The sequence below is a fragment of the Shewanella sp. ECSMB14102 genome (genome assembly GCF_000813075.1).
GTDB classification, from domain to species: domain Bacteria; phylum Pseudomonadota; class Gammaproteobacteria; order Enterobacterales; family Shewanellaceae; genus Shewanella; species Shewanella indica.
Genome location: NZ_JWGX01000048.1, coordinates 38,105 through 58,253, shown reverse-complemented (window position 1 = coordinate 58,253; position 20,149 = coordinate 38,105). Strand labels below are relative to the sequence as shown.

The 20,149-nt window shown below is 48.9% G+C and carries 20 protein-coding genes and 2 pseudogenes; 7 read left to right on the top strand and 15 right to left on the bottom strand.

The features are described 5' to 3' along the window. The 6 genes and pseudogenes from RC73_RS21230 to RC73_RS15495 form a co-directional block, all read right to left on the bottom strand. Window positions 1-71: pseudogene (locus tag RC73_RS21230) on the bottom strand (Mobile element protein); the annotation flags it as partial. Window positions 72-205: 134 nt separating this feature from the next. Further along, window positions 206-1,819 carry a hypothetical protein gene (locus tag RC73_RS15515; protein WP_039035496.1) on the bottom strand — a complete coding sequence of 538 codons (1,614 nt, stop codon included), beginning with the start codon at window positions 1,817-1,819 and terminating at the stop codon, window positions 206-208. Window position 1,820: 1 nt separating this feature from the next. Next, window positions 1,821-2,525: a hypothetical protein gene (locus tag RC73_RS15510; protein WP_039035495.1), complete on the bottom strand. Its 705-nt coding sequence runs from the start codon at window positions 2,523-2,525 to the stop codon at window positions 1,821-1,823. A 407-nt stretch (window positions 2,526-2,932) separates the two neighbouring features. Next, a pseudogene (locus RC73_RS15505) lies at window positions 2,933-3,589 on the bottom strand (hypothetical protein); the annotation flags it as partial. Window positions 3,590-3,773: 184 nt separating this feature from the next. After that, entirely contained in the window at window positions 3,774-4,787 is a 1,014-nt protein-coding gene (locus RC73_RS15500; RefSeq protein WP_039035493.1) for a hypothetical protein, read from the bottom strand. Between the two features lie 84 nt (window positions 4,788-4,871). Next, a complete protein-coding gene (locus RC73_RS15495) occupies window positions 4,872-5,786 on the bottom strand; it encodes a hypothetical protein (RefSeq protein ID WP_039035492.1) in 915 nt (304 codons plus the stop codon). Window positions 5,787-6,483: 697 nt separating this feature from the next. On the opposite strand from RC73_RS15495, the gene RC73_RS15490 reads away from it, so the two are divergent. From RC73_RS15490 to RC73_RS15465, 6 genes are all read left to right on the top strand, one after another. Beyond that, entirely contained in the window at window positions 6,484-6,762 is a 279-nt protein-coding gene (locus RC73_RS15490; protein ID WP_039035491.1) for a hypothetical protein, read from the top strand. A 3-nt stretch (window positions 6,763-6,765) separates the two neighbouring features. Beyond that, window positions 6,766-7,182, top strand: a complete 417-nt coding sequence (locus tag RC73_RS15485) for a GNAT family N-acetyltransferase (RefSeq protein ID WP_039035490.1) — start codon at window positions 6,766-6,768, stop codon at window positions 7,180-7,182. A gap of 127 nt (window positions 7,183-7,309) precedes the next feature. Next, on the top strand, window positions 7,310-7,978 hold the full coding sequence (locus tag RC73_RS15480) for a hypothetical protein (RefSeq protein ID WP_052248236.1): 669 nt from the start codon (window positions 7,310-7,312) through the stop codon (window positions 7,976-7,978). A gap of 88 nt (window positions 7,979-8,066) precedes the next feature. Further along, complete coding sequence (locus tag RC73_RS15475; RefSeq protein WP_039035489.1) at window positions 8,067-8,417, top strand: VOC family protein; 351 nt, start codon at window positions 8,067-8,069, stop codon at window positions 8,415-8,417. A gap of 33 nt (window positions 8,418-8,450) precedes the next feature. After that, on the top strand, window positions 8,451-8,795 hold the full coding sequence (locus tag RC73_RS15470; RefSeq protein ID WP_039035488.1) for a 5-carboxymethyl-2-hydroxymuconate Delta-isomerase: 345 nt from the start codon (window positions 8,451-8,453) through the stop codon (window positions 8,793-8,795). A gap of 9 nt (window positions 8,796-8,804) precedes the next feature. Beyond that, on the top strand, window positions 8,805-9,038 hold the full coding sequence (locus RC73_RS15465; RefSeq protein WP_039035487.1) for a DUF1289 domain-containing protein: 234 nt from the start codon (window positions 8,805-8,807) through the stop codon (window positions 9,036-9,038). Window positions 9,039-9,135: 97 nt separating this feature from the next. On the opposite strand, the gene asnB is transcribed toward RC73_RS15465, so the two are convergent. The 5 genes from asnB to purM form a co-directional block, all read right to left on the bottom strand. Further along, the gene (gene asnB / locus RC73_RS15460) at window positions 9,136-10,800 is read right to left on the bottom strand and encodes an asparagine synthase B (protein WP_039035486.1); all 1,665 of its coding nucleotides are present in this window, start codon (window positions 10,798-10,800) and stop codon (window positions 9,136-9,138) included. 321 nt (window positions 10,801-11,121) lie between these two features. After that, entirely contained in the window at window positions 11,122-12,768 is a 1,647-nt protein-coding gene (locus RC73_RS15455) for a M28 family metallopeptidase (RefSeq protein WP_039035485.1), read from the bottom strand. A 131-nt stretch (window positions 12,769-12,899) separates the two neighbouring features. Continuing rightward, window positions 12,900-13,646 (bottom strand): HAD-IIA family hydrolase, encoded by a 747-nt coding sequence (locus RC73_RS15450; protein WP_039035484.1) that lies wholly within the window; start codon window positions 13,644-13,646, stop codon window positions 12,900-12,902. A gap of 323 nt (window positions 13,647-13,969) precedes the next feature. Next, complete coding sequence (purN, locus tag RC73_RS15445) at window positions 13,970-14,614, bottom strand: phosphoribosylglycinamide formyltransferase (protein ID WP_039035483.1); 645 nt, start codon at window positions 14,612-14,614, stop codon at window positions 13,970-13,972. After that, complete coding sequence (purM, locus tag RC73_RS15440; RefSeq protein WP_039035482.1) at window positions 14,614-15,651, bottom strand: phosphoribosylformylglycinamidine cyclo-ligase; 1,038 nt, start codon at window positions 15,649-15,651, stop codon at window positions 14,614-14,616. Before purM ends, purN begins: the two co-directional genes overlap by 1 nt. 260 nt (window positions 15,652-15,911) lie before the next feature. Between purM and upp the strand changes: the two genes are divergently transcribed. Beyond that, on the top strand, window positions 15,912-16,538 hold the full coding sequence (gene upp / locus RC73_RS15435) for a uracil phosphoribosyltransferase (protein ID WP_039035481.1): 627 nt from the start codon (window positions 15,912-15,914) through the stop codon (window positions 16,536-16,538). Between the two features lie 92 nt (window positions 16,539-16,630). Here the strand turns inward: upp and RC73_RS15430 are convergent, their stop codons facing one another. The 4 genes from RC73_RS15430 to RC73_RS15415 all read right to left on the bottom strand — a co-directional run bounded on the left by RC73_RS15430 (window position 16,631) and on the right by RC73_RS15415 (window position 20,139). Continuing rightward, a complete protein-coding gene (locus RC73_RS15430; RefSeq protein WP_039035480.1) occupies window positions 16,631-16,960 on the bottom strand; it encodes a multidrug/spermidine efflux SMR transporter subunit MdtI in 330 nt (109 codons plus the stop codon). An 11-nt stretch (window positions 16,961-16,971) separates the two neighbouring features. Further along, window positions 16,972-17,361, bottom strand: a complete 390-nt coding sequence (locus RC73_RS15425; protein WP_039035479.1) for an SMR family transporter — start codon at window positions 17,359-17,361, stop codon at window positions 16,972-16,974. Window positions 17,362-17,560: 199 nt separating this feature from the next. After that, window positions 17,561-18,490 carry a LysR family transcriptional regulator gene (locus tag RC73_RS15420; protein WP_039035478.1) on the bottom strand — a complete coding sequence of 310 codons (930 nt, stop codon included), beginning with the start codon at window positions 18,488-18,490 and terminating at the stop codon, window positions 17,561-17,563. 299 nt (window positions 18,491-18,789) lie between these two features. Next, window positions 18,790-20,139: a dihydroorotase gene (locus RC73_RS15415; RefSeq protein WP_039035477.1), complete on the bottom strand. Its 1,350-nt coding sequence runs from the start codon at window positions 20,137-20,139 to the stop codon at window positions 18,790-18,792. Between the last annotated feature and the right edge of the window lie 10 nt (window positions 20,140-20,149).

Below are 20,149 nucleotides of genomic sequence, written 5' to 3'. Positions count from 1 at the left end.
ACCACGCGGCTGCAACAATGGTAGTAAGGCGTATCTTCAAGGCTGATTTGAGTTCGGCGAGGGCGCGGCATAATAACCTCCTTGTTAAATGCTTAAAAAAAGCATAGTCGGAGGCTAACTAGAGCGCCATTAACGCTGGGTGTCCATTTTTTACCGTCCATTTTTTACCTTTTACCAAGTCCGAGTGCTTTGACTTGTTACATTTTTATCCTGATAGATATTCTAATAGCTCTGCTGTGGCCGCATTTTTCATCAGTCGAGCCCGAGCAGGACCAACATTATATATACTATCTATTAGGTTAGCTTCGCTTTTAGAGTGAAGGTCCTCAATTGTGAGGATACCGGCCCCTTTCAATTTTCCTTTCTGCCAGTCTGTTAATAACTCAAGAACATCAATTGGTTTCTCTAGCATCGATTTGAGAGACGCCTTATATTGATCATCCTCTGTCTTCACTAAAGAGAACCCCATTATTCCTTTGTACGATGGATGCTGCTTACCGAATTCAGGATGTTTCTTCGTGGAGAGAGACTCGTAAAAGTGCTTTGATTCTGTATGAGGATTTGCTTCCAAAGAGATTATGCACCCATATTTAACTTCGTACCTGGAACCTAACTCTGATCGGGTCGCTCGAACGGAAGAATCAAGTTTGTTAATGATTCCTGTATAGGAAAGAAGACGTAGTGCTTCTTTTACTGGTTCTGGACAATTTTTGTGCACCCAAAAATATATACTAGATTCATCAGCGCCTTTTTCTTTCCTGACGGCATTATAATTCTCAATTGTAGGTATAACTGTTTCTTCCAGGAAATCTCTGCCCCAATCTATTATTTCCTGATGCCCCTTATATTTCTCTCCCAGCTCCGTGTGCTCAGCCCATATCTTTCCCCTGTAGAACCCCTTTATAAGTGAATTAACTGAAGAAGTATTTACTCTCTCTAAATCCTGTACTGTTTTTAAGAGTATCCTAGGGTTTCCTCCAGCACAGAAGGCAAGCGTATTGAATAGCTCTCTTTGATTTTCAAATGCTTTCTGGGTTTCTTTATCTGCTTGTTTAAAAACAATATCCTTGAAATACTGAAGATAGTCAGAATCCCTGATATTTCGCTCTATTTTTTTGTAAGTGCAATCATGCGTAACTTCGAAGGATTCGCCAAAATATGTAACCCCAGGATAAATGGCTGCATTACATATAATGTATGGCGACCTCAAATCTTTAAATAAATTAAAAAATTGTCTCTGCTGTTCGGGTCTAAATACATGCGCTGCTTCATCAAAGAAAATGAATATCCTTTCCAAATCATTTTCTGAACATATAGATTCAATTGCTTCTTTTACATCCTCGATATCAGGCAATGAAGTCGCATCAATGTGAGACTGTCCTTTATATGAGTCTTCAAATGCTTTAACAATTGATTTGAGGTCTTTTTCAACGGAATCAGAATTATCACTCTCATCATTACTCAAAAGACTGGCTGAGTAGCTTGATACGGAAAAACCTTTTTTTCTCAATTTGTTTGTAAGAGCTTTTAAAGTTTTGGCAAGCATCCAGTGATAGAACTGAAGGTCATCATCTGTATTGATCAGGGAGCTCTTGTTGAAGGCAACAAATACTGGAAGAGCCTTGGGGTCTTCCTCTTCAATTTCTATTTCTGAAACTTTCATTAGAAATGACTTTCCAGTTCCTCGAGAACCTTCCAGCAGGCACGGCTCTGGAGACTTTAACGCCCTGATAATATTAAGGTCCTCAGAATTTACAACTGAAAGCCCCTTGATGTCTTCTGATTTTATACTTTCTGTGCGCAGATAAATTTGAGTCATATTATTCCTTTGGTCCTCCGAAATACGCTCTAACATATTCCAGATGCTTCATTTCTTCAGGTATGAATTCTAAGGAGTCAAGCACGTTTTCGGAAAATGATTTTAAGTACCTACAACTTAAAACAAACAATAGTATTTCTGACACACCTTTTACGAGATTGAAGTAAGTGGCCATCTTGCTTTCGTCAAATGAAAGCTCAATTTCTGAGCTTTCCCACGTTTCATTATTACCATGTACGTATTCGGAGAGTTGTCGGTATACGTTTTTAGCTTTATTGCGGTATTCACTCATATCCTCGCTAAAATCCTCGAAGAATGCTTTAGAGAATCGCGATGACAATACGCCATCATTTTCACATATAAGTGATGACCAATTAATATCTCCACGGCCATCCAGCCACTCATGTAATTCAAGCTTATAGACGGAGAAATAAGCAGACGCCAACCCCATTTCGAGTGCCAGCCTCAGAGAGACAAATGCCTGTCTATACATTCCCTTACATGCACAGAATGTTGCAGACTCTAACTGAGAGCTTACAGTTTGAAGGATTTCCTTCTCTGATGTATCTGCAATGTTTTCGGAGAACTCATATATACACGAAGAGGCATGATGAGCTGAGCCTAACTGATCTCTATACTTCATCGATTTCTCGAAGATACTGTTTGACTCAGCATTCAATCTAGATAGATATTCTTCTATTTTCATGTATAAAATCTGCTATTTATGTAAATGTAACGCCGCATTCAGCGGCTTGTCTACTGCAATGCTTTGTTATGAGTTTTTTATACTCTTAATTAAGTTTCCTATCTGCTCAACGAAAATCAAGCCAACCATTATAAAACAATAACCTAATCTTCTTTCAGTCTGCGTTCAAGCACCGCTAGGGAAAAATCAAGCCACCCACTTTAAAACAATAACTTAATCTTCTTTCGGTCTGCGTTCAAGCACCGCTAGGTGATTTGAGTACGCTGAGGCCGAAAGATATTCGTGAGTTGCAGAGGTTTGATGAAATCGAACCTATTTCACGTAAAAATGCGAGATTTGAGCCGTGCAAGCCCCACCCATGGTTCAGGGGATTTCAATGACTGCGGTTGAGATAAATAGCGTGGGGTTCAAGCCGTTTGAAAGTACTGACAGCTGGTTGCAAAATGCCGTCGTCGCTTCTCCAAGTGTTCGCAGTAACAGCTGAGCTCTTGCAAGGTGCCTACTGGCCCACGAAATAGTCTTCCAAATTCAGTGGTAAGCTTGAGCCAGTTCTCATGAGGGATATTCAACCGCGTCAGTAGCTTGGCACTCTTTTCACCTATCGAACCGCGTTTATCATCGCGAATACAGCGCCCAGTATCATCCACTAATTCAAGATAATCCTTGAGCCCAAACGCAATACCACTGGGCTGGTTATCGCATTCATTGCCAATAAAGGGCAGTAGCTTGGCGGGTTGTTCGCATTTCAATGCTGCCTGAATACGTAGTCGAATGCTGGTATGCGCCGACTGCTCAGGCGTATCGGCCATCTTGGCTCTGATGGGATTGAGGTCAACGTAGGCCATGTAGGTTAACACCGCGGCCTCATCCAGTAAGGCTTGTGACTTAAATCTTCCCTCCCACAAATTTATCCGGAATAAATTTGAACAGCTTTAGCTGGCCCGCAGGGAGAGCGCCAGGGATGGCGGCGAATAGAATCGGCCGGTACAGTTATCCTCTTGATTGGCTTGACGCGCTATCGGTTCATTAAGACAACGCATGAACCAACTGATGTCACATAACCTCCTTGTTAAATGCTTAAACAAAGGATAGTCGGAGGCCAACTACCGCGCCATTAATACTGGGTGTCCATATTGTTCTGCTCAAAACGCCTAACGCCGCATTAAGGTGTGAGCAGTGCTTGGCTATACTTGAGCGAAGCGAAACTGCCAAGCGTTGCGAATCACTCTTAAATGCTTTGTTATATTTTTATTGCAACAAACTGATGTTGGATTTAATAAATACATTTGCATCTAAAATGTTTGAACTAAATGTGCCCTTAATCTTTGCCTTATCTTCTTCCGAAAAAGTACTATTTATATAAGTGGGTGAAAATGCCACGTTTTCTGAATAGTTAAGAATATAATCAGACACCCTGCCCTTAACTTTATCATCAGACCCTTTTAGCATTTTACTAAAAAATTTATATTTCCCCTTCATATTTTTATAATAGCTAATAATAATATGAGTTTTACCATTTTCAGGAAAAACATTAAGGAAAACTTGATGCGGTTCTTCTGCTGATTCAGGGTTTATAGACATATTCATTTTCTCTTGAGGTGAGAAAACATCAACGCCATTATGGTCTTTATAAGGAATAAATGAAGAACTACATGCTATAGGTATTTCATGACCGATACAGTAATAATGATGCTTTAAACCTGAGAAGGTCTTATTTTCAATCTCAGACTTTAAATGCTCACATACAGCTTGCAGCTCCATAACTGAAAGACCAGCATGGAATAATTTCATTTGAAAATCAGTAAGTAACGACTTTACATCAGGGTTAATCGATTCATTTATTTCCGTTATTTTGTCATCATACAAATGCAGAGATTCTTTTTGAGAGTGATACTCTTTTGAAGCAGAGCGATATGCATATATAAACATTTGCTCGCGATCACCAACAAATTCTTTGTCTTCAATAGGTTGAAAAACAGTTTTATCGTGGTGGGCACAGAAGCCTGTAAACGTACTAAACTTTTTAGTCCCTTCTAAATCAAAATCGAAGAACATTTTTTCTGGAGAAACTTTAGGTGATAAAACGCTCACTTTTCCATTATCGCTAATTTTTTGTAATATTTTACTGCGTTGAATGGAATGTGATTTGATGATTTTACCTTGACAACTACTATTATCACCTTCTCCCCAGATGCACTCTTTTACAGATGCTTTGCGCTTGTCTTTTGACATTCGCATATTAAACTCACGTTCGATATTCACAAGTCCTCCAAAAATATAACGCCTAATTTAGGGGCCGGAGCTGCGTAGCGGCGGAGGTCCCAGCCCGCTTGCGGGCGACTACAATCACTTGTTAAATTCATCAGCATCACAGTTTATTATTACGGTTTCTGGTGGCTCCGTCATAAATACACCATCTTTATCAGAAGGCAGGTATTCTAGCAACTCTCTCGCTAATTCTGAGTCGTTATCTGTCATTTCAAGGTGACTATAGAGAACTGATTTGAGCCAACCTCTAAATGAATTTCGATATCTCTCATCTTTGATATCTACGGGATTATCTTCTTCAATAGGAGTACCAATTTTCAAGCTGTACAACGCTTCTGCAAAAGTAGGTAAACAACAGGTGAAAACACACTCCTCATACCCACTGATGGTTCTCATGAGATTTCCGGTTTTAGTCTTTAGCTTTGCATGCTTTCGAGTTGGTGAACTCAAAGGCTCAGCCATATCAGCAGACATATAGAAAAAATCGTATTGTGTGCCCTTCACTTTATGAAATACACCAATAGACCCAACAGATGGCAAAAGGGCACCACTTAGAATATCCGGCTGGCACTCAAACGGTGGATATGGAAGTACATCAGGCCGTCTTGATAATAAATCCCATTGCTCTAAGTTAGCCTTGAAACTGGTTTGAGCAACATTATTAGGCCAGCTTGAGCAAATACCAGTGTGTTTTTCATTAGATTTTTTAGCTTGAAGTAATGTGGCCCTAGCTTCAAATCTTGGCTTGGTCTTATAAGAAACGATCAAAAGATCGGAAATTTCACACCTAGCCGAAGGTCGGCCCCAAGTTCCTTTGCCGTTGAATACAACTTGGTGCTTCATTCCGTGAAACTCTTCAATTTTGAAAGGCTTTTTCAAGGAACTAAAACTCCGCATCAATGCACGGAATTGTTGCACTTCAGAGAATCTAGATTTGGATGATTCTATATTCCATGCATTTTTTAACGCAGCAGCGAATTTTTGACTTGTCACTTAGCACTCCGTGTGAATTTAACAGCTGTATAGCATGCATGCGCGTTGTAGTCCTCGGAGGAGTGTAAACGCGCATCGCTATCTGTTTGTATTAGCTGGATATAAAAGAGTTTAGTCTTAATATCCCTTGCAGCTAAACGCGCATGCGCAGTTTCTAAACCTATTATCTACCTGCTGCACTTTTCAACTATATGAATTTAATACTATTTTTTAAAATGTTACAGAAATAACGCGCAAGCTTAGCTGCAAATTGCCGGCATTTTGTCAGGAACGTCAATAATACTGCTGTATAGAAAATCAGTTCTGAGGTACTTACCATGAGCGCTTCAAGCCCTGCAACCAAGGGCCTTAAAACCAAGCACCTTAAAACTAAGCGCCTTAAAACCAAGGACCCTAAAACCAAGGACCCTAAAACTCAAGCCCGACAAAAAGCGTTAAGTAAAGCCATAGCTACCGCACGGGTGCGACACGCTGTTCGTCCCTGAATACCGTTATAAACGGAAAAGTATCCTTGTCGCAGAGCGTTCGCTTAAGAAAAAGCTAAAGCTAACTGGTTGAATTGGCTATACAATACCCAGTACCTATTAGTAAAACAATTAGCTTAAGGTCAAGTTTTTTAACAAAGGCAATAAAACCCTGATTTTGTGGGGGTTGACAGCATAATTCGCCATTAAAACAATTTTACCCGGCAAATCATATGAGCAATATTCCAATTGTTAAATTGCCTGTTTCAGTGCTTGATGGCTGGGGGCTATGTCAGTTGTTATCGCCGACCAATACCGCTAAGTCTACTTGGGTTTGTGTGCTCGTTGAAAACGGCTGCCAGGATGGACATGAACGGGAACAGGCTTGGGGGGAGGGCAGCCTAAAGCTGCTGCCAGAGAAGCTTTTCTATGTTAGCCTTGCCTTGTTTATGAAGTTTATTGTCGTTTTGCCTCTGGCAAATAGTAAGATTTCAACTTGTATTCAGGGATGAAAAATGCAAATACGTTTGGCTACTGAAATGGATTTGGAGCAACTGATCCTGTTGTTTGATGAATATCGGCAGGAGATGGGGCAAGAGTCGGATCTCGGTCGTTGTCGCGAATTTTTACGCTGTCGCTTGCAGGAAAATGATTCGATGATCTTTATCGCCACCGAGGGTGATTATCCGGTGGCCTTCACTCAGCTCTTTCCTTCATTCTCTTCTTTGTTACTCCAGCCCTTGTGGTATCTCGATGATCTTTTTGTATTGCCCGATTACCGTGGTCAGGGAATTGCCAAAGAACTCACCCATAGAGCCCGTACTCTGGCACAGAATGCCAAGGTGTTGGCGGTGAAACGCAAATTCGGTGAGCCCTCCATGTCGGCAACCGGGGATGACACAGAGCAAGGTCTGTATCACGCACTACTTTAATCTGCTGCCCCCTGTTTGCTACCATTAGCGGGTTTTAATTTCAGGGGATTTCAGATTGAAAACAGCAGTACAACAGACACCTGTGCTCGACAAGAGCGCGGTTACCAATCTCTTGGCGCTGGCCATTATGCTGACCGGCTATGGCATGCACTCAGATGTGTTATTTAACATAGGCCTATTTGCCGTATCCGGCGCCATTACCAACTGGCTGGCGGTGCATATGTTGTTTGAAAAGGTACCGGGTCTCTATGGTTCAGGGGTGATCCCGGCTCGTTTCGAGCAGTTCAAGCAAGCGATCAGCGAGTTGATGATGGAGCAGTTCTTCTCTGAGGCCAACATAGACCGTTTCCTGTCTACCCGCTCGGACAAGCAGAGCCTGGATCTCTCCGGTGTTATCACCAAGGTAGACTTGGCTCCGGCCTTTGATGCTCTGGTGGCCACGGTTGCCCAGTCATCATTGGGGGGCATGTTATCCATGTTTGGCGGTGAAGAGGCGCTCACCCCGCTCAAGCAACCTTTTATTGAAAAGATGCAGCAGTCGCTGGCGGATATTGCCAAGAGTGATGATTTTTACGAGCTGCTCAAGGGCGAGCTGGAGCAGCCCGGAGTGATGGCCGATATGCGCAGCCAAATTCAGGATATTGTCGAGCAGCGGTTGGCCGAGTTAACGCCGCAGTTGGTCAAAGAGATGGTGCAGCAGATGATTAAAACTCACCTGGGCTGGCTGGTTGTCTGGGGCGGTGTCTTTGGCGGTTTGATAGGGCTGGTCAGCGTATACCTGCAACGCTTGCTATAACTATATACAGGTGAATTTTGAGCTGAACCTAGCCTGCAGCTCAGCTAAATAACCGCTATTAAGTCGCCCAAGCGGCGGGAGGAAAGCCATGGCGTTACATCATACGATTAACTATCTTGAACTTCCCGCCCGGGAACTGGAAGCCACCAAGGCGTTTTTCCAGGCGGTGTTTGGTTGGGGCTTTGTTGACTATGGCCCGGACTACAGTTGTTTTACCCAGGCCGGGATCGATGGCGGTTTTTTCCGTTCATCGGTGAACTTCGATACCCTCAATGGCTGCCCGCTGTTGGTGCTCTACTCAAACGATTTGAATGCCAGCCTGGAAGCCGTCAAGGCCCATGGCGGCGAGATCAGTAAAGATATTTTCAGTTTTCCCGGCGGTCGGCGCTTTCATTTTCGCTGCCCGAGCCAAAACGAGTATGCCGTCTGGTCTGAATAAACCCGGACGCTTCTGCCTTTACAAGGAAGGATTATGCCTCACTGTATTATTGAGTATTCGGCGCCCTTGGCGCAGCAGTTGTCGATTACCAAGCTGGTTCAGGCGGTGCACCAAGGTGCCATAGACTCAGGCTTGTTCACACCATCTGCCATCAAGAGTAGGGCGCATGCCTGTGAGCATTTCCTGGTTGGGGAGGACAGCGCGCAAAGCTTTATCCATGTGCGTTTGGCCATTATGCCGGGACGCACCGATGAGCAAAAGCAAGCCCTGACCCAAAGCGTGTTTGCCGCACTGGAGCCGATTGCGGCCAAAGCCGACAGTATCTCGCTGGAGGTTACTGAGCTGCATCAGCCAAGCTACCTTAAGCGCGGTAGCTAAGAAGCTAATATGTCCCGGCAGCCAAAGCGCAGTAACAGGGTGGACTCTCCCTGTATTCGTCACTGCTGCCTGGACCTGCAAGATGTTTGCCTGGGCTGTTTCAGGACGCTGGAAGAAATTCTGGCCTGGCATCAGGCAACGGACAGCGAGCGGCAGGCTATTCTCGAGCGCTGCCGGCAGCGACAAGTTGAGCGTGACCAAGTAACGGCCGGGCTTAGAGTGCTGAGAACAAGGCGCAAGTGAACAAGCTCAAAGCAAATAAAGCGGCACAGAAGCGAAGCTCCTATTTCCGCTAATGAATAAAGGCGCCATTCGGCGCCTTTATGGTTTTTTCTTAAGCTCAGTAGGATGCGGTGTGCACAGAGCGCACCGCTCGGCCGGAAGGATCTATGATGCCGGATAGGCTCTCATCCCAGGCTAGCGCTTCCGGGGTAGAGCAGGCAACCGATTTACCACCCGGTACAGTCAATGCTGCCGACTCCAGCGGGAAGTGCTCTTCAAAGAAACTGCGATAGAAGTAGGCCTCCTTGGTTTCCGGCGTGTTGTGCGGGAAGCGGAAACGGGCGTTGGCCAGCTCTTTATCCTCCACCTGGGCTGCTGCATGTTCTTTCAGACCGTCAATCCAGGAGTAACCCACACCGTCACTGAACTGCTCTTTCTGGCGCCAGGCGACTTCGGCCGGGAGCTTATGCTCGAAGGCTTCACGCAGAATATGCTTTTCAATCCGGCCATCGCGCGACATCTTGGCTTCTGGGTTCAGGCGCATGGCCACGTCCATAAACTCCTTGTCAAGGAAGGGTACTCGGGCTTCCAGGCCCCAGGCTGCCATGGCCTTGTTAGCCCGCAGGCAGTCGTACAGGTGCAGCTTGTCGAGTTTACGCACCAGTTCTTCGTGGAAGGCTCGGGCGTTTGGTGCCTTGTGGAAATAGAGGTAACCGCCGAACAGTTCATCGGCCCCTTCGCCTGAGAGCACCATCTTGATCCCCATAGCCTTGATCTTGCGCGCCATCAAATACATGGGGGTTGCAGCGCGAATGGTGGTGACATCATAGGTTTCCAGGTGATAAATCACCTCCTTGATGGCATCCAGGCCTTCCTGGAAGGTGAAGTGCAGCTCATGGTGTATGGTGCCTATGGCATCGGCGACCTTTTGTGCCGCCGCCAGATCCGGCGCCCCTTTCAGGCCCACGGCAAAGGAGTGCAGCTGTGGCCACCAGGCATCGGAGGCATCGTTGTCTTCAATACGGCGTTTGGCAAAAGTTTGGGTTATGGCGGAAATCACCGAGGAGTCCAGCCCGCCAGATAGCAAAACGCCATAGGGCACATCTGACATCAACTGGCGTTTTACCGCGGCTTCCAACGCTTCGCGCAGCTCTTCGCTGGAGGCGCTGTTTTGGGCAACCGCTTCATAGTCGCGCCAGTCACGCTGATAGTATTGCACCGGCGCGTCATCTGCACTGTAGAGGTAATGCCCGGGGCTGAATACTTCCACAGTTTTACATACGGGAACCAGTGCCTTCATCTCGGAGGCGACATAGAAGTTGCCACTGGTATCGCGGCCGGTGTAAAGCGGGATGATCCCCATGTGATCCCGGCCTACGAGGTAGCAGTCCTTGGCCTTGTCATAGAGTACGAAGGCAAAAATACCGTTGAGCTTATCGAGAAAGTCGCAGCCATATTCCTGATACAGCGCCAGGATCACTTCGCAATCCGAGTTGGTCTGGTAGCTGTACTTGTCGCCGAGCTCGGCCTTGAGTTCTTTGTGGTTGTAGATTTCACCGTTGACTGCCAATACCAATTGGCCGTCTGCAGATAACAGCGGCTGGGCGCCGTGTTCGATATCGACAATGGCCAGCCGCTCATGGGCGAGAATCGCTCTTGGAGTGGTATGAATACCCGACCAGTCCGGGCCGCGGTGGCGCATCAGTTTGGACATCTCCAGCGCTGTGCTTCTCAGAGCGGCGGCATCAGACTGGATATCGAGAATGGCAAAAATTGAACACATGGTAAGACTCCAAACTTGGTGTTTCTTCAGCAATGGCTTCACTTTGCCTGTAGAATTCTCAAAAGCCAAGTGTTATTTTTAAATATAAATCATAAAAATGGCCCAATTTATAAGTTTTAACCTGTTTGTTTGGTGGCTTTTTTGCAGGTTGAATAATTTAATCGCTTAATTGGTGAAAGATCTGCATTTAAGCTCGCTGTAACAGCGTGCAAATTGGCGCTTTCCCAAAGCCGCTGCTTTTATCGGCGATCGATTTATCGGCCCGGAAAACAACACAAAAAGGCGCCGAAGGCGCCTTGGGGGATGGGGAAATGTGTCTGGTTAAATCGTTGGAGTAACGCCGGTTTCCGGTCGCAAGCGATAAAACTCTGTGCCCTCGAAGTAACCCGGGCGATCGGCCGAATCCGCCAAGCGTTCGGCGGCCTTGTAGTACACGGCCAGATCTTCCAGCGCGCCGGAGAGATCCCAGTTGGCATGATACTCATCACAGAGGTTGTGATAGCAGCCTTTCATCTGCTGCTTCATCGCCGCTTTGTAGTTAGCGGTGGCCTGATCTACAGGTTCGCTGCCGCCACCGGCAAATACCGCAGGTACGCCATACTGGGCAAAACTGAAGTGATCCGAGCGGAAGAAACCGCCGGACTCGGGGTGTTTCTCTGCCGTGGCATAGCGGCCCTGGGTCTTGAGCGCGGCTTCCAGATAACGCTCCAGCTCAGACTTGCCTTTGCCCACTATGGTAAAGTCTTTGGTGCGGCCATAGATATTGGTGCTGTCGAGATTAATCACCCCTATGGTGTTTTCCAACGGGTACGCCGGTTGGGCGGCATAGAAACGTGATCCCAGCAGACCTTGCTCTTCGCCTGTGGTGGCGATAAAAGTCAGCGAGCGCTTCAGGCGCTTGCCAGCCTTGGCGTCGGCGGCAAACTCACGGGCGATGGCCAGCATGCCGGCGATGCCGGAGGCGTTGTCCATGGCGCCATTGAACACCTTGTCGCCTTCGGTCGAACTGCTCATGCCCAGATGATCCCAGTGGCCGGTAAACAGAATATGCTCATTGGCGCGGCTGCTGCCCGGCAGAGTGGCAACCACATTGTAGCTGTCGCCATACTCGGCCTTGTTATCGAAACCTATGCTGGCGGTTTGCCCCAGCGTCAGTTGCAGTGGGCCGTGGGCAGCGCGGCTGATGGCGCTGTCCAGTTCAAGCCCGGCCTTGGCAAACACTTTTTTGGCGGCGTTCAGGGTTATCCAGCCTTCCACTGCCACTCGCTCGTTGCCGGAGTCCGAGGCCAGATCCTGCTGTGGGCCGGTCCAGCTGTTCTCCACCACAGACCAGGGATAAGCGGCAGGAGCCGTGTCGTGAATGATAATGGCGCCCAATGCGCCTTGACGGCTGGCTTCTTCATACTTGTAGGTCCAGCGACCGTAATAGGTCATCGCCTTGCCGTTGAATTTACCGAGATCCGGGCGGGCAAAGCCGGGGTCATTCACCAGAATAAGGGCGATTTTGCCCTTCATGTCCAGGCCCTGGTAGTCGTTCCAGTCGTACTCGGGGGCGTTGATACCGTAACCGACAAACACCAGTGGTGCGTTGGTGATATCGACGCGTTTGACATCATGGCGACTGCCGAGCACCAGATCCTGGGGATATTGAAAATCGATACCGGCTAACTGTATTGCCTGGGTTTCACTGGCGGTATAGCTCACCATGGGCACTTTTTGCAAAAAGCTGCCGCTGGCGCCGGGCTCAAGCCCCATAGCGGCAAAGGCCTTGCTGAGATAGTCCAGGGTCAGCTGCTCGCCGTGGGTAGTCGGCGCCCGGCCTTCAAATTCATCCGAGGCCAAGGTTTGGATGTCCTGGCGAAACTCATGTTCATTGAAACTGACAACGCGGATGGGGTCGTCGGCAGTATTGTTTTGGCTGCAGGCACTCAAGAGTGCCAGGGTACACAGGGGGATCATCAAGCGCATAAGGGATCCTGTTGTTGCTTTTATTGTCAGGTATGAAGTGGCAACGGCTTTGCCTTTGCCTGTGCGCTATCATGGACGAAAAAACGCCCCCGGCACAAGCGGAGGCGGTAAAAGGAATGTTACCAATGGTTTCAGATCACGTCGATGTCGGCGGCGCAGGCAAACACATGGTTGGGACGGAAGGGCTCTTTTTCTATGTCTTCCAGCTTGCTGACCCCACTGGTGACCAGTATGGTTTCCAGTCCGGCCTGAAAACCAGCCAGAATATCGGTACGCATGTTATCACCGATAATCACGGTATTTTCGGAATGACCATCTATATGGTTCAGCGCCGAGCGGATGATCCAACTGCTGGGTTTACCCACGTAGAAGGGCCTGCGACCGCTTATTCTTTCTATAGGCGCGCAGAGAGCGCCACAGGCGGGACTATAAGCCGGACCATGGGTATCCGGGTTGGTGGCAATAAAACGGGCGCCATCGGCAACAAAACGGGCGGCCTTATGGATCATGTCCCAGTTGTAGGAGCGGGTTTCGCCGACGATAACAAAGTCGGGGTTGATATCGGTAATGGTAAAGCCGGCCTTGTAAAGTTCGTGGGTGAGGGCACCTTCACCTATGACAAAGGCCTTGCTGCCTTCCTGGTGCCTGAGAAAGTCGGCGGTCGCCATGGCCGAGGTATAGAAACACTCTTCGGGAATATGCAGCCCGGCGGCGCCGAGGCGGTTTTGCAGATCTTTACCCGTCTGTACCGGGTAGTTGGTCAAGATGACCAAGGGATTTCCCTGTTCCAGTACCCGGGCGATAAACTTGTCACTGCCGGGGATTAACTTGTTGTCGTGCATCAGCACGCCGTCTATATCGCAGATAATATTCTTCATGCGCGTCTCGTTCTGTCCTGATAACTGCCCCTATCTAACGCCATTGGTCATAAAATTACAATTGGCCGCGGTAAAAAGCCGGTAACGGAGCGTCATATCCAGGTAAATTAAGGGAAGAGGCAAGCTTGTGCCATAGCTGTAATAGCCATTGTTGTAATGAAAAAAGGAGCCGTATGGCTCCTTTTTGCTGAATTAATCAACCTAAGGAAGGTGCGAACAAGTCCCATGCGTGCTCTGCGTCGGCTTACGGGCATGGATGCAAGGCGTGGTTCGCAGCAAATGGCCTTAGTCCTTTGTAAGAATTCCCTAAGTTTACTCAGAGATCAGTCCGGGGCGTAGCCGTTGGGGCCGATGGCTTCATCGTCGAGCCAGGCCTTACCGTCAACCATCTTCAGTCGGCCCTGGCAGAACCAGCGCACCACTATCGGGTAGATGGCGTGTTCCTGCTCGTGCACCCTGGCCGCCAGAGTTGCCACTGTGTCATCGGCAAACACAGGGACTTTGGCCTGCAAAATCACCGGGCCACTGTCCAGTGCCGGGATAACGAAATGAACACTGGCGCCATGTTCGCTGTCACCGGCTTCGATGGCGCGCTTGTGGGTATCCAATCCAGGATACTTGGGCAGCAGTGACGGGTGGATATTGAGCATCTTGCCCTGGTAACGGCTGACCAGCTCATCACTGAGAATACGCATAAAGCCGGCCAATACGATGAGGTCGGGCTGATATCTGTCGATAGCCGCCTGCAGTCTGGCATCGTATTGGGCGCGGGACTCCTCTTTGCGGGCGATGACGCAACTGGTGTCTATTTCGGCATGATGGGCCCGGATCAGACCATAGGCATCGGCCTTGTTGCTGATCACTCCGACCACGCGCCCTGGCATCTTGCTATCACAGCTGTCGATAACAGCCTGCAAATTACTGCCATTGCCCGAAATCATTACCAATATGCGACAACTCTCCTGCATTAAAGGATCTCCACTTGCTCTTCTTGTTGAGTACGATTGGCGATAGTGCCTATCTGCCAGGCGTTTTCACCTTTGGCTTTGAGTAGCTCAATGGCGGCGGCAGCTTCAGCCTGAGGCAGGGCAACTATCATACCGACACCACAGTTAAAGGTGCGGTACATTTCATGTTCTGTGATATTACCGGCTTGCTTGAGCCAGTTGAATACGCTGGGCCACTGCCAGGACTCGCCCTGGATAACGGCCTTGGCGCCTTCGGGCAGTACCCTTGGAATGTTTTCCCAGAAACCGCCGCCTGTGATATGTACCATGGCGTGAACCGGGTGTTTTTCCAGCAGTTCCAGCAAAGGTTTGACATAGATGCGGGTCGGTTCCAGCAGGTGATCGATAAGCGGCTTGCCGTCCAGATCTTGCTGTGGGTCGGCCTGGCTGACTTCCAGGACTTTACGGATCAGTGAGTAACCGTTGGAATGAGGACCACTGGAGCCCAGGGCTATCAGTGCATCACCGGCCTGTACCTTGCTGCCGTCGATGATGGCTTCTTTCTCCACCACACCGACACAAAAACCGGCCAGATCATAGTCAGCGCCTTCGTACATGCCGGGCATTTCGGCGGTTTCACCACCGATCAGGGCACAACCGGATTGGAAGCAGCCTTCGCCGATACCTGTAACCACGTCAGTCGCCACATTGACGTCCAGCTTGCCGGTAGCATAGTAGTCGAGGAAAAACAGCGGCTCGGCGCCTTGAACCAGCAGGTCGTTGACACACATGGCCACCAGGTCGATACCGACAGTGTCATGCTTTTTGAAGTCAATGGCCAGGCGTAGTTTGGTGCCCACACCATCGGTACCGGAAACCAGTACAGGGTGCTTGTATTTGGTTGGCAGTTCACACAGGGCGCCAAAACCACCCAGGTTGCCCATGACTTCAGGACGGTGAGTGCGTTTGACTACGGACTTGATGTTATTGACGAGTGCGTTGCCTGCATCGATATCGACACCGGCGTCTTTATAGCTCAGTGGGGTAGGGGTACTCACTTGATCCTCTCGGGTACATCGTTATGGATTTTATGCGGCGCTATTCTAGCAGTTTGCCGGGGGGCTCGAAAGCCAAGATTGCACTTTATTCATAGGGATATAAGTCACGATTTACCAGATTTATAAAACTTTCTGTTTTACCGCTGGAACAAATCAACTAAAATCTCACAAATTTGCCCAAATCCGGCTGGTTTGTGCTCTGCACGCCGGGAGCTGCCAGTCTGATTGCTCGTCCCGCCCGCAAGATCAGGAGAAAAAGAATGAAAGTTGTCGAGGTTAAACACCCGCTGGTACGCCACAAAATTGGTTTGATGCGTGAAGCTGAGATCAGCACCAAACGTTTTCGTGAGCTCGCCGCCGAGGTTGGCAGCCTGTTAACCTACGAGGCAACCGCAGGTTTGGAAACCGAAACAGTGACCATTGAGGGCTGGAACGGTCCGGTTGAAGTGGAACAGATCAAAGGCAAGAAGGTGACTGTAGTGCCTATCCTGCGTGCCGGTCTAGGCATGATGGATGGCGTGCTGGAGAACATTCCCAGTGCCCGTATTTCAGTCGTCGGTGTTTACCGTGACGAAGAAACCCTGGAGCCTGTGCCTTACTTCGAGAAGCTCGCCAGCGATATGGAAGAGCGTTTGGCACTGGTGGTTGACCCCATGCTGGCTACCGGCGGCTCCATGATTTGCACCATAGACTTGCTGAAAAAGCGCGGCTGTAAGCATATCAAGGCGCTGGTGTTGGTTGCGGCGCCTGAAGGCGTTAAAGCATTGGAAGAGGCGCATCCCGATATCGAACTTTACACGGCTTCTGTCGATGATTGCCTGAACGACAAGGGCTATATCCTGCCAGGTCTGGGTGATGCCGGTGACAAGATTTTCGGTACCAAATAAGTCTCTTTAGTGAGCATAAGAAAAGGCGCCCTCGGGCGCCTTTTTGCTTATTTCAGCCTTACTTGCTTAACCCTTACTTGTTGCTACTGACCTTAGGCGGTTTTCATCACGATAACAGCGGCGATAACCACGGCTATGCCGACCCAACCTATGGGCTTGAGTCTTTGTTTGAACAGCAAGGCGCCGCCGATAGCTGTGCCCAAAATGCCGATAGCGCCCCAGGAGGCATAGGCGATCGCCAGGTCTATCTCTTTCACTGCCTGTGCCAGCAGAGTAAAGGCGCTCAGCACCAGCAAGATTGCCAGCACGCCCCATAATTTACGTTTGAATCCGTTGGAGCGGGTGAGCGCCATATTGGCGGCAATATCAATCAAGGCGGCCAGCACCACATAGCCAAACGAGAGCGTCAGAAACTGGTTCATGTTAACCTCCGTTACAAGCTACTTGCGGCGCTGCTTGCTCTCAAACCAGTGTCCTGACCTTTGGGTTTATCACCTTGATGGCCCTCGCCCAGAGTCACCAGCACTATACCCAGGATGGCCAAGGCCAGTCCGGCAAGTTCCTGCGGGTTGAGCCTGGAGTCAAATAACAACATGGATACCAGAGTGATCAGGGCTATGCCCAAGCCTTCCCAAACCGCATAAGCCACGCCTATGGCAATTTTTTTCGCCGCCAGTGATAAAAAGAAGTAGGACACACCAATCAAGAGGTACATCAGCAGATAGCCCCAGATAGAACTTTCAGGTCCCAGTAGGTTCATGGTACTGGTACCTGCCACTTCGGCGGAAATTGCAAACAATAGAAATACCCGTGCAAGGATCATAATTCACCTTCTACATGAAATGAAAAATATGCATAACGGAGAATCGCACATTACACCCGAATCTATCTGGCCAGATAAGTCATAAAAAAGGAGTAACAATAATTTAAGCGGCAATTCCAAACTTACACCGCTAGGTTAACTGTTCGGGTTTTGACTTGATAGGTAATTGAGATATTCAAATATGAATATCTGTTACGCTCTAAACTGATGTTGGCGTTGGTTGAAATGTGTCTTGTACCACCTTGTGAAGATGCTGGTGCAGAGGGTGATTACGGTAGGTCTGTAAAAAGCCGCCGGAAACCACGAAGTGACTGAATTCGTGATTAACCTGGGGCATGGGGAAGGAGGCCAGTTCGGGCATCAACCTGGCAGTACCTTGACTGGCGTACATGATGGCGTCGGTTTCCAACAACATCTGACAGGCTACCCTCAGGTTGTATGATTTGAGTAATACATGAGGCTGATAGCCCATACGCTGATACTCAGATTCCACAGTGCATTGCGGATTGTAGGAGGCCGGTGCTGGCAGGGAGACTATCGGCAGCGTGGACACAGTTTGCCAATCATTTTCAGCGCCGAGCAGCGGATGATCTTTGCGTGCCAGGATCACCCGTTTTTCGGTGAATAGCGGCCGCATATAGATATCCTTCGACAGCTCGGTTTCCTGATCCAAAATACAATAATCGTGAATGCCTTCGAGCATCTCATCATGGCTGTAACCGTTCCAGCTGGAAAAGGTGAAGCTGGCTTTGGGAAAGGCCTGGTGACAGCTTTGCAGCAATCTTTGTCCCTGTTCATCCATAAGGTAGGGATCTGTCACTATGGCTATTTGCCCAGTGTAGGTGTTGGCGCTGAAGTCTTCGAACTCCAGCAGAACTTTTTCGATAGGGGCCAGAATATTGTCAAACTCTTCTGCCAGTCGCAGCGCCATGGGGGAGGGTTCTACACCATGGGGTTTACGAACAAACAGGGGGTCCTGGAAGGTTTGCTTAAGGCGCATCACACCGCGGCTGGCACTGGGCTGAGAGATCCCAAGTTGCATGGCGGCTAGTTTGATACTGCGATTGTCGACAACCGCCTTAAGCAGGCGCATCAGATTAAGATCCAGGGTATCCAGTTCGTGAGCCATTTATCTATTAACCATTATGTTATCAGGTGCCGTCTTAATTTGAGCGAACGGCAGAAGATAAAGCATTCAACCTGCAGCGGCAATGACTACAGAGAGTTTCAGAATAACACAACCAGTTTTAAAAGCGTGAAGCTAGTATTGTTTCATGCCGGACTTTAAAAAAGCACTGACACAGTTGGCACGGGATTTAAATGGCTCCAGTTGAACCGCTTAATCTTGATTGTTTTTGTGAAGGGAAAGGGGCCATTCCAATAATAAGTTCAAGGGCTCCGCTAAAGGAGCCCTTGGTTTATCAGCGATTAAGTGCGATTAAATGTGAGGCGTTGGCCCAGGGTATTGTCGATAAAGCGACTGCCGTCAAACAGTTGCTTACCATTGACCCAGGTACCACTGATAGAGGCGGCAAACTTGTGGCCGGTGAAGGGTGACCAACCGCAGTGATAACGGGTGTTTTCCAGCGTGGCCTCGAAGGGCTTGTTGAGATCCACCAATACCAGATCCGCCAGATAACCTTCGCGCAGATAGCCCCTGTCTTTGAGTTCAAAGCGCTCGGCCACCGCATGGCTGGTCTTTTGGACGATTTTTTCCAGACTGAAGTGCCCCTTGGCATGCAGATCCAGCAGGCTGAGCAGTGCATGTTGCACCAGCGGCAAACCGGACGGCGCCTTGAAGTAGCTGTCGGCTTGCTTCTCTTCCCAGGTGTGCGGCGCGTGATCTGTGGCGATAATGTCAATGATGTCGCGATTGACGGCATCTATCAGTGCCTGTTGGTCGGCAAGGGTCTTGATCGCCGGGTTACACTTTATCTGGCTGCCGAGGCGGGCGTAGTCACTGTCGTTGAACGAGAGATGGTGCACACAGACTTCGGCGGTAATGTTGGCACCCCTGAGCTGTGCCAGCTGCTTGGCCGGCTCAAATAGATAGAGTTCGTCGGCCGTGGTCAAATGCAGTACATGCAGGCGCGCCTTGTGACGAATAGCCAGGTCGGTCGCCAGTTGAGATGACTTGAGGCAGGCTTCGCGGGAGCGGATTTCGCCGTGCAGCTCCATAGGTATGGCGTCACCGTATTTTTCACGCATGGCGGCTTCATTGGCGGCTATGGTGGGGCTGTCTTCACAGTGAGTGGCAATGACCACAGGAGAGTTGGCGAAGATGCCGTCCAGAGTGGCACTGTTATCCACCAACATGTTACCGGTAGAGGCGCCCATAAAGATTTTCACCCCGCAGGCCTGGTTGGGATCGAGACGTTTAATCTCTTCCAGGTTATCGTTGGTGGCGCCGAGATAGAAAGCAAAGTTGGCCAATGAACTTTGAGACGCGCGGGTATACTTGTCTTCCAGCGCCTGCAGATTGGTGGTCTGCGGATTCACATTGGGCATTTCCATAAAGCTGGTGATACCCCCGGCCACGGCGGCGCGGGATTCACTGGCGATGGTGCCCTTATTGGGGAAACCCGGCTCGCGGAAATGCACCTGATCATCGATCATCCCCGGTAGCAGGTGTTTACCCTGAGCATCTATGACCTGAGCCCCTGCCGGAGCCGTGATCTGGGAGGCAATCTGGCTGATACGGCCGTTGTCGATCAGCAGATCCTGAGTACGGGTTGTTCCTTCATTAACCAATTGGGCGTTGCAGATGAGGGTTTTCATAGGATACCTG

What these genes read in the sequence shown, in the direction of transcription:
- RC73_RS15515 (WP_039035496.1), bottom strand. Translation starts at nt 1,819, where the DNA reads ATGACTCAAATTTATCTGCGCACAGAAAGTATAAAATCAGAAGACATC.
- RC73_RS15510 (WP_039035495.1), bottom strand. Translation starts at nt 2,525, where the DNA reads ATGAAAATAGAAGAATATCTATCTAGATTGAATGCTGAGTCAAACAGT.
- RC73_RS15490 (WP_039035491.1), top strand. Translation starts at nt 6,484, where the DNA reads ATGAGCAATATTCCAATTGTTAAATTGCCTGTTTCAGTGCTTGATGGC.
- RC73_RS15485 (WP_039035490.1), top strand. Translation starts at nt 6,766, where the DNA reads ATGCAAATACGTTTGGCTACTGAAATGGATTTGGAGCAACTGATCCTG.
- RC73_RS15480 (WP_052248236.1), top strand. Translation starts at nt 7,310, where the DNA reads ATGCTGACCGGCTATGGCATGCACTCAGATGTGTTATTTAACATAGGC.
- RC73_RS15475 (WP_039035489.1), top strand. Translation starts at nt 8,067, where the DNA reads ATGGCGTTACATCATACGATTAACTATCTTGAACTTCCCGCCCGGGAA.
- RC73_RS15470 (WP_039035488.1), top strand. Translation starts at nt 8,451, where the DNA reads ATGCCTCACTGTATTATTGAGTATTCGGCGCCCTTGGCGCAGCAGTTG.
- RC73_RS15465 (WP_039035487.1), top strand. Translation starts at nt 8,805, where the DNA reads ATGTCCCGGCAGCCAAAGCGCAGTAACAGGGTGGACTCTCCCTGTATT.
- asnB (WP_039035486.1), bottom strand. Translation starts at nt 10,800, where the DNA reads ATGTGTTCAATTTTTGCCATTCTCGATATCCAGTCTGATGCCGCCGCT.
- RC73_RS15455 (WP_039035485.1), bottom strand. Translation starts at nt 12,768, where the DNA reads ATGCGCTTGATGATCCCCCTGTGTACCCTGGCACTCTTGAGTGCCTGC.
- RC73_RS15450 (WP_039035484.1), bottom strand. Translation starts at nt 13,646, where the DNA reads ATGAAGAATATTATCTGCGATATAGACGGCGTGCTGATGCACGACAAC.
- purN (WP_039035483.1), bottom strand. Translation starts at nt 14,614, where the DNA reads ATGCAGGAGAGTTGTCGCATATTGGTAATGATTTCGGGCAATGGCAGT.
- upp (WP_039035481.1), top strand. Translation starts at nt 15,912, where the DNA reads ATGAAAGTTGTCGAGGTTAAACACCCGCTGGTACGCCACAAAATTGGT.
- RC73_RS15430 (WP_039035480.1), bottom strand. Translation starts at nt 16,960, where the DNA reads ATGAACCAGTTTCTGACGCTCTCGTTTGGCTATGTGGTGCTGGCCGCC.
- RC73_RS15425 (WP_039035479.1), bottom strand. Translation starts at nt 17,361, where the DNA reads ATGATCCTTGCACGGGTATTTCTATTGTTTGCAATTTCCGCCGAAGTG.
- RC73_RS15420 (WP_039035478.1), bottom strand. Translation starts at nt 18,490, where the DNA reads ATGGCTCACGAACTGGATACCCTGGATCTTAATCTGATGCGCCTGCTT.
- RC73_RS15415 (WP_039035477.1), bottom strand. Translation starts at nt 20,139, where the DNA reads ATGAAAACCCTCATCTGCAACGCCCAATTGGTTAATGAAGGAACAACC.